This is a genomic window from Staphylococcus sp. EG-SA-10 (assembly GCF_017151945.1).
GTDB classification, from domain to species: domain Bacteria; phylum Bacillota; class Bacilli; order Staphylococcales; family Staphylococcaceae; genus Staphylococcus; species Staphylococcus aureus.
Genome location: NZ_JACVZJ010000008.1, coordinates 53932 through 66439 on the forward strand (window position 1 = coordinate 53932; position 12508 = coordinate 66439).

The 12508-nt window shown below is 33.5% G+C and carries 13 protein-coding genes; all 13 read right to left on the reverse strand.

Annotation, left to right across the window (positions count from 1 at the left end):
• Nucleotides 1-4: 4 nt before the first annotated feature.
• The 13 genes from uppS to topA all read right to left on the reverse strand — a co-directional run bounded on the left by uppS (nucleotide 5) and on the right by topA (nucleotide 12412).
• Nucleotides 5-775, reverse strand: a complete 771-nt coding sequence (uppS, locus tag IDG45_RS08100) for an undecaprenyl pyrophosphate synthase (RefSeq protein WP_000473706.1) — start codon at nucleotides 773-775, stop codon at nucleotides 5-7.
• Nucleotides 776-1147: 372 nt separating this feature from the next.
• Complete coding sequence (gene frr, locus IDG45_RS08105; RefSeq protein WP_001280006.1) at nucleotides 1148-1702, reverse strand: ribosome recycling factor; 555 nt, start codon at nucleotides 1700-1702, stop codon at nucleotides 1148-1150.
• A gap of 18 nt (nucleotides 1703-1720) precedes the next feature.
• Nucleotides 1721-2443 (reverse strand): UMP kinase, encoded by a 723-nt coding sequence (gene pyrH / locus IDG45_RS08110; RefSeq protein WP_000057330.1) that lies wholly within the window; start codon nucleotides 2441-2443, stop codon nucleotides 1721-1723.
• A 136-nt stretch (nucleotides 2444-2579) separates the two neighbouring features.
• Nucleotides 2580-3461 carry a translation elongation factor Ts gene (tsf, locus tag IDG45_RS08115; RefSeq protein WP_000201387.1) on the reverse strand — a complete coding sequence of 294 codons (882 nt, stop codon included), beginning with the start codon at nucleotides 3459-3461 and terminating at the stop codon, nucleotides 2580-2582.
• 34 nt (nucleotides 3462-3495) lie between these two features.
• The gene (locus IDG45_RS08120; RefSeq protein WP_001789890.1) at nucleotides 3496-3609 is read right to left on the reverse strand and encodes a hypothetical protein; all 114 of its coding nucleotides are present in this window, start codon (nucleotides 3607-3609) and stop codon (nucleotides 3496-3498) included.
• A gap of 33 nt (nucleotides 3610-3642) precedes the next feature.
• Nucleotides 3643-4410, reverse strand: coding sequence for a 30S ribosomal protein S2 (rpsB, locus tag IDG45_RS08125; protein ID WP_000268484.1), 768 nt, complete (start codon nucleotides 4408-4410; stop codon nucleotides 3643-3645).
• A 198-nt stretch (nucleotides 4411-4608) separates the two neighbouring features.
• Nucleotides 4609-4701 carry a hypothetical protein gene (locus tag IDG45_RS08130; protein ID WP_031788481.1) on the reverse strand — a complete coding sequence of 31 codons (93 nt, stop codon included), beginning with the start codon at nucleotides 4699-4701 and terminating at the stop codon, nucleotides 4609-4611.
• Between the two features lie 50 nt (nucleotides 4702-4751).
• Complete coding sequence (gene codY, locus IDG45_RS08135; RefSeq protein WP_000055337.1) at nucleotides 4752-5525, reverse strand: GTP-sensing pleiotropic transcriptional regulator CodY; 774 nt, start codon at nucleotides 5523-5525, stop codon at nucleotides 4752-4754.
• Between the two features lie 24 nt (nucleotides 5526-5549).
• The gene (gene hslU, locus IDG45_RS08140; protein WP_000379045.1) at nucleotides 5550-6953 is read right to left on the reverse strand and encodes an ATP-dependent protease ATPase subunit HslU; all 1404 of its coding nucleotides are present in this window, start codon (nucleotides 6951-6953) and stop codon (nucleotides 5550-5552) included.
• A 65-nt stretch (nucleotides 6954-7018) separates the two neighbouring features.
• The gene (hslV, locus tag IDG45_RS08145; protein WP_000072681.1) at nucleotides 7019-7564 is read right to left on the reverse strand and encodes an ATP-dependent protease subunit HslV; all 546 of its coding nucleotides are present in this window, start codon (nucleotides 7562-7564) and stop codon (nucleotides 7019-7021) included.
• Nucleotides 7561-8457 (reverse strand): tyrosine recombinase XerC, encoded by an 897-nt coding sequence (gene xerC, locus IDG45_RS08150; protein ID WP_001015611.1) that lies wholly within the window; start codon nucleotides 8455-8457, stop codon nucleotides 7561-7563. Before xerC ends, hslV begins: the two co-directional genes overlap by 4 nt.
• Before the next feature lie 416 nt (nucleotides 8458-8873).
• Nucleotides 8874-10181 carry a methylenetetrahydrofolate--tRNA-(uracil(54)-C(5))-methyltransferase (FADH(2)-oxidizing) TrmFO gene (gene trmFO / locus IDG45_RS08155; RefSeq protein ID WP_000195254.1) on the reverse strand — a complete coding sequence of 436 codons (1308 nt, stop codon included), beginning with the start codon at nucleotides 10179-10181 and terminating at the stop codon, nucleotides 8874-8876.
• 155 nt (nucleotides 10182-10336) lie between these two features.
• On the reverse strand, nucleotides 10337-12412 hold the full coding sequence (gene topA, locus IDG45_RS08160; RefSeq protein ID WP_001557331.1) for a type I DNA topoisomerase: 2076 nt from the start codon (nucleotides 12410-12412) through the stop codon (nucleotides 10337-10339).
• Nucleotides 12413-12508: the final 96 nt, after the last annotated feature.

Sequence of the window (12508 nt, forward strand, 5' to 3'; positions counted from 1 at the left end):
TATACTACTCCTCACTCAATCCGCCAAAGCGTCTTTGACGTGACTGATAAATTTTAATACATTTAATTAATTCATCTTCGTCAAAGTCAGGCCATAATTTTTGATTAAAGATAAATTCACTATACGAAACTTGCCAAATCAAGAAATTACTTATTCTTTGTTCTCCTGAAGTACGAATTAACAACTCTGGATCAGGATAGTCTTTTGTCATTAAATGATTGTTTATATATGTTTCATCTATGATATCACTATTCAAACCTTGTTGATGAAGCTCGTCATACATATTTTTAATACTATGAACAAGTTCTGCTCTGCCACCATAATTAATTGCAAATATTAATTTTAAGCCGGTATTATTAGCTGTCTTTTCTTTAGCATTATTTATTGCTTCTATCGTTGATTTTGGCAACTTATCAGTAAATCCAATTGTTTCAACTTTGACATTTTTTTCAATTAGTTCCGGTAAAAATGTCTTTAAGAAATTGACAGGCAAATTCATAATATAATTTACTTCACTTTCAGGTCTTGACCAATTTTCAGTGGAAAAGGCATATAAAGTTAAGTACTTAACACCAATATCACTAGCTACCCTAGTAATTTTTTTTATTGTTTGCATACCTTCGTAATGACCTTTAATTCTAGGCATTTTTCGCTTCTTAGCCCATCGCCCATTACCATCCATAATAATAGCGATATGTTCAGGTATATTAGACGAGTCTAATTCTTCATTATAATTATTTATAGTGTTCTTTTTATTTATTAGCTTTTTAAACATGGTCTTTCCTCCGAGCCTGATCATCTCTGTCATATAGTATAAGTTACTAAACAATCATTATCATTTTATCATACTCATTTAATGCATTGAATAAGCAAATAAAAAAACTGTACCAAAGTCTGACTCGGTACAGTTTACACCAGAAATGTGACATACATACTGAGGTTAAAAATTACATAACTTTATTATAGCAATATACCTGATGCCTATTATTTATAAAGTATATGTTTAATTAACTTGTTTAAACACCATTTTTATGCTCATTGTGAATTTAAATTATCACATGCATCTTTGATTTAATTAAACATGCCCATTTTAAATGTTACATTATCGTTTAATACTGGCATTTTAATATGTCATTGTATATTAGTTTTATACTGACATAATATCTTTTTCTTTATCAGCAATCATTTGATCAATTTCTTTTATTGAATTGTCTGTTGCTTTCTGAACATCTTCAGTACCACTTCTCAACTCATCTTCAGTAATGTCGCCATTTTTTTCATCTTTTTTCAACTGATCATTCATATCACGACGAATATTTCGAACAGATACTTTAGCTTCTTCACCAATTTTCTTAACATCTTTAACGCGCTCTTTTCTACGTTCTTCTGTTAAGGCAGGTACTGCAATACGTATCACTTCACCATCACTTGTTGGGTTGACACCTAAGTTAGCTGCTATTATCGCTTTTTCGATGTCAGCTACAGAAGTTTTGTCGTATGGAGAAATAACAAGTAAACGTGCTTCTGGAACATTGATGCTTGCTAATTGTTGTACAGGTGTTGGTGCACCATAGTAATCAACTGTTACGCCGTTTAATAAATTTGAATTAGCTCTTCCTGCACTGATGTTAGCTAATTCACGTGATAAGCTTTCGATTGATTTTTGCATTCTTGATTTAGTTTCATTAATAATGTCACTCATTATTTTACACCTCTAAATTTATTTTGTAATTAACGTACCTATCTTTTCACCCATAACAGCACGTTTAATATTTCCTTCTTCCATAATAGAGAAAACAGTTAACGGAATGTTATTATCCATACAGAATGAGGATGCTGTTGAATCCATTACTTGTAAACCTTCTTGAAGCATTTGAATATGCGTTAAATGTTCATATTTTACCGCATCTTTGTTTACTTTAGGATCTGCAGAATATACACCATCTACATTATTTTTGCCCATTAAAATAACATCTGCTTCAACTTCTGCAGCACGTAATGCCGCTGTAGTATCTGTAGAAAAGTATGGGTTTCCAATACCTGCAGCAAAAATAACTACACGTTTCTTTTCTAAGTGTCTAATTGCACGACGACGAATATAAGGTTCAGCCACTTGCTTCATTTCAATAGATGTTAATACTCGTGTATCACAATCCAATTGTTCTAAACTATCTTGTAATGCTAAGGCATTCATTACAGTTGCAAGCATACCCATGTAATCAGCAGTTCCACGGTCCATACCTAAGTCACTACCTGTTTTACCTCTCCAAATGTTTCCGCCACCAACGATTACTGCGATTTCACAGTCCATTTTAGCAACTTCAGCCACTTGCTCAGCAACACTTTTAATAATTACTGGATTTATACCAAATCCTTTTTCTCCAGCTAACGCTTCACCACTTAGTTTCAAAACTACACGTTTATATTTAGAAATTTGAGCCATTTTCTTATCCTCTCTATCGTGAATATATGTAACATATACAAGTAAAGAAGACACAGTTGTCGTTTTATTAGAATGATTTACATTTTAATAAAGCAACATTAAAGGTGTCTTCTTCCTTGTTTTACTTTATGACAGATTATTTCATTTGTCCTTTAACTTCATCCGCAAAGTTTTCTTCGCGTTTTTCCATACCTTCGCCTACTTCATAGCGTACGAAGTCAACAAGTTTTCCACCTTTTGTTTTTAAGAAAGCTTCAACTGTTACATCAGGGTTTTTAACGAAGTCTTGATCTACAGCACAAATTTCTTGTAAGTATTTACGTAAACGTCCTTCCACCATTTTTTCAACGATGTTTTCTGGTTTACCTTCATTTAATGCTTGTTGTTTTAAAACTTCTCTTTCGTGGTTGATTTCTTCTTCGCTAACTTGTTCAGAAGAAACATATTTAGGGTTGATTGCAGCGATATGCATAGCAACGTCTCTTGCTGCTTCTTCGTCAGTTGAACCTTCAACAACTGTTAATACACCAATGCGTCCACCCATGTGTAAGTAAGCGCCGAAAGCATCGTTATCAGTTTTAGTTCTGATAGCAAAACGACGAACACTTAATTTTTCACCGATTGTTGAAATTGCTTCTTTAATTCTTTCATCAACTGATTTACCATTTGGTAAAGTTGTTTCCATTAAAGCTTCAACAGTTTCAGCTTTTGTATCTAATACTTGATTAGCGATTTCTTTAACTAACTCTTGGAAACCTTCGTTACGAGCAACAAAGTCTGTTTCAGAGTTGATTTCAACGATAACTGCGTCGTTACCTTTAGTTTCTACATGTACTAAACCTTCAGCCGCAATACGGTCTGCTTTTTTAGCTGCTTTAGCAATACCTTTTTCACGTAGGTAATCAATCGCTTTATCGATGTCACCATCAGTTTCAGTTAGCGCTTTTTTACAATCCATCATACCCGCGCCAGTTTTTTCACGTAATTCTTTAACAAGTTTTGCTGAAATAGTTGCCATTCATTATTCCTCCAATAAGTTATCATTTTATATATTATGATTTTAGCATTATTATAGGCAAGATTGCCAATACTCTAATTGAATATTTGTAATTTGCCTCGATTTTCTTTTTAAAAAAGGTGATAAGCATTAATATCTTATCACCCATTTAAACTATATCTAAGTCAGATTCAACAGTTGATTATTCTTCAGTTGCTTCTGTTTCTTCTGATTTTTCTTTTTCATCTAAATCGATGTTTTGTTCTGCAGCTACTTCTTCATTAGAAACGCCTTGTTGACCTTCTAAGATTGCATCTGCCATTTTAGCAGTCAATAATTTAACCGCACGGATAGCATCGTCGTTTGCTGGGATAACGTAGTCAATTTCGTCAGGATCACAGTTAGTGTCAACGATACCTACGATAGGAATATTTAATTTACGAGCTTCAGCAATTGCATTACGCTCTTTACGTGGGTCAACTACGAATAATGCTTGAGGCATTGATTTCATATCACGAATTCCGCCTAAGAATTTGATTAAACGGTCGTATTCTTTTTTAAGTTCTACTACTTCTTTTTTAGGTAATACTTCGAATAAACCATCTTCTTCCATTTTTTCAATTTCAGAAATACGTTTGATTCGTTTTGAGATTGTTTTATAGTTAGTTAATAATCCACCTAACCATCTTTGGTTAATGTAGAATTGACCAGCACGTTCTGCTTCAGATTTAACTGATTCTTGTGCTTGTTTTTTAGTTCCTACGAATAAGACTTGTCCACCATCTTCTGAAACTTGTTTCAAGAAGTTGTATGCCTCGTCTACTTTTTTCACTGTTTTTTGTAAGTCGATGATATAAATACCATTTCTCTCAGTGAAGATATATTTTTTCATTTTTGGGTTCCAACGACGTGTTTGGTGACCGAAGTGAACACCCGCTTCTAGTAATTGTTTCATTGAAATTACTGCCATTATAAATTCCTCCTATTGGTTAATTACCTCCATAGCAAACTATTGTAAAGACAATATACAAATATTGCACCCTTTACACAATCACGTTTGATATGTGTGTATTGGCTTTATAGCCGAAAATAAATATAACATAATGCCGTGTCTAAAGCAAATGTTTTTCAAGCATTTTTTCATAAATTTAAAGGTAATTCTATCATGTTAATGTGGAATATCAATTTGATTGAAAATTAGACAAAAATAAAGAAATGACTTCAACATAATCATCAAAGTCATTTCGTTGACTACTGCCAAGATAACATCGTCACGACTAGGACATTGAATTATGTCCCAGACTCATCGACTTACTTACTTTTTTCTAATTCATCTAAGAATTTTTCTTTTTTAACTTTAATGAAAGTACCTTTCATTCCTAAAGAACGTGATTCAATTACACCAGCACTTTCTAATTTACGTAGTGCATTTACAATTACAGATCTAGTAATACCAACTCTATCTGCAACTTTTGATGCGATTAATAGGCCTTCCGTACCGCCAAGTTCTTCAAAGATATGTTCAATTGCTTCTTTTTCAGAATAAGATAATGAATTAATCGCCATTGTAATAGCAGCTTTATCGCGCGCTTCTTTTTCTACTTCACTATGCTTCTCACGTAAGATTTCCATACCAATAACTGTAGCAGCATATTCACCTAGTACCAAATCATTTTCATTAAAATCATCATGTACTCGACCAAGTACTAATGTACCTAATCTTTCTCCTCCACCTAAAATTGGGAAGATAGTTGTACGACTATCTATGAATAATTCTCTGTTTTCAGGTGGGAAAACTGTTAATACATTGTCGATATCAATATTTGATTCTGTTTGTTTAACTTCCATTAATCGTTCTGTATATTCACTTGGAATATGTCTTTCTTCCAACATTTGAATAATTCTTTGACTTTTTAATAATTCATTTAGACTCGATCCTAAAATTTTACCTCGACGCGATACAATAAATACATTTGTTACAGTTACGCTACTAATCGTTTGTGCTACATCTTTAAAATCAACCGCAATACCTTTGTGTTTTTGAAGTAACGTGTTTAACTCTCTCGTTTTAGATAATAAGCTCATGAATTTTTCTCCTTTTGTATATTTTTATAGAATAAATGCACTTAAATCTTTATTTGTTGAAATTGATTTTAATTTATCATCAACATATTGTGGGGTAATATCTACAACTGCATTCGGCATACTTGGTGCTTCGAATGATAAATCTTCTAACATCTTTTCTAAAATTGTATGAAGTCGACGTGCACCAATGTTGTCTGTATCTTGATTTACTTGATAAGCAATCTCAGCTAAGCGAGTAATTGCTTCATCCGTAAAGTTTACAGTAACTTCTTCTGTTTGAAGCAATGCTTCATATTGTTTAATTAATGACAATTTTGGTTCTGTCAAAATTCTTACAAAATCTTCTACCGATAAACTATCAAGTTCAACTCTAATCGGAAAACGACCTTGCAATTCTGGTATCAAGTCACTCGGCTTTGATACATGGAAAGCTCCAGCACCTATAAACAGCATATGTTCAGTATTCACAGTACCATATTTGGTTTGAATAACGCTACCTTCAAGTATAGGTAAAATATCTCTTTGAACACCTTGTCTTGAGACATCTTGACCACTATTATGATTATTCGTCGCAACTTTGTCGATTTCATCTATAAAGATGATACCCATTTGTTCTGCTAATTCAAGAGCTTCTTGGTTAGCGCTTTCTTGATCAATTAGTTCATCCGCATAACTATCAGCTAAGATTTTCCTTGCCGTCTCAACAGCAACTTCTCGCTCAACTTTCTTTTTAGGCATTAATTGATTCATCATCTCTTGCATTTGCTGATTTTGATTTGTACCTAGCATACCTATAGCACCAGGATCTTGTTCGACTTTAATTCTTACCTTTTCTTTTTCAAGTTTGCCTTCTTCTAATTGTCTCTTAATCTCAGAACGTTTTGTTTTAATTTCCTCAGTAGGTGGTTCTTCTTCATCTTCGTTATTTTGTCCGAAATTTGGAATTGCACCTCCGAAAAGTGACTCTAAAGGATTATTCGTTTGAGATGCTTTCTTTTTCATACTTGGAACTAACAACTTAACAAGTTTTTCATTGGCCTTAGCTGTTGCTTCATCTTGTACCAATGATTTTTTCTGCGCCTTGACTAATCTTACTGAAACATCAACAAGATCTCTAACCATACTTTCAACATCTCGTCCTACATAACCTACCTCAGTAAATTTAGTAGCTTCTACTTTTATAAATGGTGCGCCGACAACTTTGGCCATTCTTCTTGCAATTTCAGTTTTACCAACACCGGTTGGTCCAATCATCAAAATATTTTTAGGTGAAATTTCTTGCTTTGATTCCTCATCTAATAAACTTCTTCTGTATCGATTACGTAGGGCAATTGCCACTTTACGTTTAGCATCATTTTGTCCAACGATGTATTCATTTAATTTAGATACGATTTCTTTTGGAGTTAATCTTATTCCAGCTGTATCCATTAATTTCATTCCTCCGTCTTTTAACTAAAATTAATTGCTCATAATTATTTATCATGCTCTGATTATTATAGTGTTTCGACAACAATATTATCGTTGGTAAAGACACAAATATCAGCCGCTACTTTCAAGCTCTCATATGCCATTTCTTCAGCAGACAAATGCGATGCATGGCGTTTCAATGCACGTCCTGCGCTTAATGCGTAGTTGCCTCCTGATCCAATAGCGATAAGGTCATCATCTGGGGCAATAACTTCGCCAGTTCCACTGACAACTAAAATAGCATCTTTATCCATTACAATTAGCATAGCTTCTAATTGACGTAATTGTTTATCGCCTCGCCATTCTTGTGCCAATTCAACAGCAGCTCTTTCTAAGTTACCACTAAACTGTTGTAATTTTGTTTCGAATTTTTCAAATAACGTAAACGCATCTGCTACACTACCTGCGAAACCAGCTAACACTTTACCTTCATATAAACGACGAACTTTTCTTGCCGTTTGTTTCATGATGACTTGTTGACCAAGCGTTACTTGCCCATCTCCAGCCATAGCTGCTTTCCCATTATGTCTTACAGCATAAATTGTTGTTGCATGTAATGTTGTATTACTCATGTTTCATTCTCCTTTTTCGCTCGAGGATGTGCATTTAGATACACTTTTCTTAATTGTTGGTTAGATACGTGTGTATATTTACCAGTTGTTGACAAATTAACATGACCTAATAACGATTGTACTGTTCTTAGGTCTGCACCTTGATTCAATAAATGCGTTGCAAATGTATGTCTGAGCTTGTGGGGATGAATCTCACTTACGCCTGCTGTTCGTTTAACAATATCATTTAAAACATATCGTACACCGCGTTCAGTGATTGCTTCACCCTTCATATTTACAATAAGAAAATCATGATTGCATGACTGAATTGGTTTGAAATGTTCTAAATAATTTTCGATGCTTTGTCTACAATAAGCACCAAACGGTACAAAGCGCTCTTTGCTCCCTTTTCCTAATACGGTAACACCATTCGCGTAAAAATCTATATCTTGTTTTTTAATATTAACTAATTCCGAAACACGGATACCTGTAGCATATAACAATTCAAGAATAACTCGATCCCGTAAACTTTTTGAAGTGTCCTCTTCTACAGTTTTAAATAACGCTTCCATTTCTTCTTCGTAAAAGAATTGCGGAAGATATTTTTCTTTTTTCGGATGTACTAATTGAACAAATGGATTAATAATGCTCTCATCAAGCGTCATCCAATATTCATAGAAAGTTCTTAACGTTGAGATTTTACGAGAAACAGATGTTCTTTTCAAATGATTTGAATATAAATAGCTCAAATAATTTCTAGCATCTCTGTATTCAAAAGTATTCAACTGTAAATGTTCTTGTTCTAAAAATTGATTAAACTGAATTAAGTCATCTTGATATGATTTCAATGTATGTTCCGAAAAATTCCGTTCAACTTTCAATGTATTTAAAAACGCTTCTTGAATATGATTCAATACATTTACCCTCCATCAATAAGAATTGTAGCATATACAGCAAAGGGCTTACAGTAATTTGATAATCAATTCTAAATCTTTTGAGAATTAAATAATTGTAACTAATCGGAAAACCTGTTAATTAGAATACCTCTTTTTTAAATTAATTACTAAAAGTCTTTATTAATAGCCTTGCCATTTATTATTTCATTGTCTTTTAAATAAAGTTTATTTAAAACATTCTCTTACATGTTACATCAATCAACTTATTGCGTGTTATTTATTTAGATATTTTTTGAATGCGAATTCTCAATTGTCAGAAATACGTAACAATTCCAAAATTAAAAAGACTAGGATAAGTATTTTCCATTTAGAAAGTCATTACTTACTCGTTGATGACTTAAGAATGAATAGCATATCTAGTCTTTCTAACTATTTTATAAAGTTTTTTTGAAATTTTCTAAGTAATCCAAAGCTCTATTAGCTTGTGCTTCATAGCGTTCTTTTTTATCTTTAATTCTAGTTTCTAAAGATGGTAATAACCCGAAGTTAGCATTCATAGGTTGGAAATTCTTATTGTTTTTAGCATGAGAAATATAGTAAGCCATACTTCCAATCATAGTTTCTCTCGGAAATACTACCTCACCTTTGCCTAATATTTTATGCGCAAGATTGATGCCTGCAACTAAGCCGCTAGCTGCGCTTTCTACATAACCTTCAACACCAGTCATTTGTCCCGCAAACTGTATGTTTGGTTGTGAAATCAATTCATATTTCTCGTTTAATACGTCCGGTGAATTAATGAAGGTATTTCTATGCATCACACCATATCTAACAATATCAACATTTTCTAAGCCTGGAATTAATTTAATGACTTCTTTTTGAGCTCCCCATTTTAAATGCGTTTGGAAGCCGACAATATTGTAGAGTGTGCCAGCAGCGTCATCTTGTCTTAATTGAACCACTGCATAAGGACGCTTCCCCGTCTTTGGATCTTCTAATCCTACTGGTTTCATTGGTCCAAATAGTAATGTCTTGCGTCCGCGTTCTGCCATTACTTCAAAAGGCATACAACCCTCGAAATATTTTTCTTTTTCAAATGAATTTACAGGTGCAACTTCAGCTTCTAATACTGCATCATAAAAGCGATTAAATTCATCCTCAGTCATAGGACAGTTTAAATATGCAGCTTCACCTTTATCATAACGGGACTTTAAGTAAACTTTATCCATATCAATAGATTCTTTTTCAATAATTGGAGCAGCTGCATCATAGAAATAAAGTTGATCTTTACCAGTAATGTCCACTATTTCTTGCGCAAGGGTTTCTGTAGTAAGTGGTCCTGTTGCGATAATTGTGTATCCATCTGGAATGGCATTAATTTCTTCATTAATAACTGTGATATTTTCATGATTTTTGAGTGTTTCAGTAATATAACCTGAAAAATCGTGTCTATCAACTGCTAATGCACCACCAGCTGGAACTCGTGCCTTATCAGCCGCTTCAATAATTATAGAATTCAATCTTCTCATTTCTTCTTTTAAAACACCCACACCATTAGTTAAAGCATTTCCGCGTAATGAATTGGAACATACAAGTTCCGCAAATTTATCAGTATGGTGCGCTGGTGTTTGTTTAACAGGTCTCATCTCTATTAGATTAACTTTAATTCCTCTTTCAGCTAATTGATATGCCGCTTCTGAACCGGCAAGACCAGCACCTATTACATTTACAGTTTGAGTCATTTCTATACTCCTTTTATTGTCATTTATGTCTTTTAATTATGTTGTTATGTTTATATTATCCGCACTTATTTAGATTAATCCATTACTATCTTTAAAATAAGATTCACTAATGATTCTATTTAACATTCTTAAAATGTCTCTAGGAAATAAAAATATTATTTCTGCGCCGCCTCTTTATAATCGCAATTTGAACATATTACTTGTGTTGTCTTGCCTTTTTTATTTTCAACAAGATATTGGTTACATTTTGGACAATCTCTTCCAATCGGCTTATCCCAAGAGATAAAGTCGCATTCAGGATATTTCGAACATCCATAAAAGACACGATTCTTTTTAGATTTTCTTTCTACGACGTCGCCATCATTACATTTTGGACATTTAACACCAATAGATTTAACTATCGCTTTTGTATTACGACAATCCGGGAAGTTTGAGCAAGCCATAAACTTACCATAGCGTCCCATTTTTATAACCATAGGAGAACCACAAACTTCACAGTCTTCACCGGCTGGCTCATCTTTGATTTCAATCTTTTCCATCTCTTCTTCAGCACGTTCAACATCTTGTTTAAAGCTACTAAAGAAACCGTCGATTACTTTTCTCCATGTAATGTCGCCTTCTGCAATCTTATCAAGTAACGTTTCCATATTCACTGTGAATTCCACATCAATAATCTCTGGGAAGTATTCTTTCACTTGTTCATGAACTATTTCTCCCAACTCAGTAGGAACAAAACGCTTACTTTCTAATTTGACATAGTTACGCTTTTGAATCGTATCAATTGTCGGTGCATAAGTTGATGGTCGCCCAATTTTCAATTCTTCTAGTGTTTTTACTAATCTCGCCTCAGTATATCTTGGAGGTGGTTGTGTATAGTGTTGAGCTGGTTCAATTTGAGTTGCTGTGACTTTATCACCTTGCTCTAATTTAGGCAGTTTATTTTCCTTTTCGCTATCACTATCATCTTTAGTTTCAACATAAAGTGTCATAAATCCTTTAAACTTGATTGTTTGACCATTCGCTCTAAATTTAATGTCACCTTGTGTTATATCTAATGAGACTGTATCAAGTATTGCTGGAGCCATTTGACTAGCAACAAATCGTTCCCAAATTAATTTGTATAATCGATATTGGTCTTTCGTCAAAAATGACTTCATATCATCTGGCGTACGCATAGTACTTGAAGGTCTAATAGCCTCATGGGCATCTTGGTCACCTTGTTTCCCTGATGCTTTACGTTTAGAAGTGTAAGATTCACCGTATTTATCAGTTATATACTGTTTTGCTTCAGCTTTGGCAGTATCTGAAATACGTGTAGAATCAGTTCTCATATATGTTATTAAACCAATCGTACCTTGTTTTTTCAAATCTATACCTTCATATAATTGTTGTGCGACCATCATTGTTTTTCTAGCTTTAAAGTTTAATTTACGTGCCGCCTCTTGTTGTAATGTAGAAGTTGTAAATGGATTTGCTGGATTACGCGTTTTTTCTTTTTTAGTCACGTTTGTAATTTCGAATTGATCTCCATCTAATGCAGCTGTAATTTTCTCAACATCTTTTTTCGTTTTTAGTTTAAATGGTTTATTTTTATAATGAAGGAATTTAGCATTGAATTTTGATTTTTTGTATCTAAATTCTCCTTCAATAGTCCAATATTCTTCTGGTTTAAAGTTTCGAATTTCATTTTCACGGTCAATGACTAAACGAAGTGCAACAGATTGAACTCGACCCGCTGACAACCCTTTTTTTACTTTTTTCCAAAGAACTGGCGAGATGTTATAGCCAACTAATCTATCTAATATTCGACGCGCTTGTTGTGCATCGACTAAGTTCATTTCAATTTCTCTAGGATTTTTAAAACTTTCTTTAACAGCGTCTTTAGTTATTTCGTTGAAAACAACGCGATTTTCTTTAGAATCTTCAAGCTCTAAAATTTTTGATAAATGCCAAGCAATTGCTTCACCTTCACGGTCGGGGTCACTTGCGAGAAAGACGTTTTTCGCTTTTTTTGCATGTTTTTTCAATTCTTTTACAACAGGACCTTTTCCGCGTATTGTTATATATTTTGGTTCGTAATTATCTTCAGTGTCGACACCCATTTGACTTCTTGGTAAGTCTCTGACGTGTCCCATTGAAGCTATAACTTTATATTTCTTACCTAAATACTTTTCAATGGTTTTTGCTTTTGCAGGCGATTCAACAATGACTAAATTATCTGCCAATGTCATTTCCCCCTCGCTAATCTAATTACTAAAGATAAATGATAAACGCTTAATTTTGCTTTTGTCAACGTTTTATATCTAAACAAATCATTTTCCCTGTCT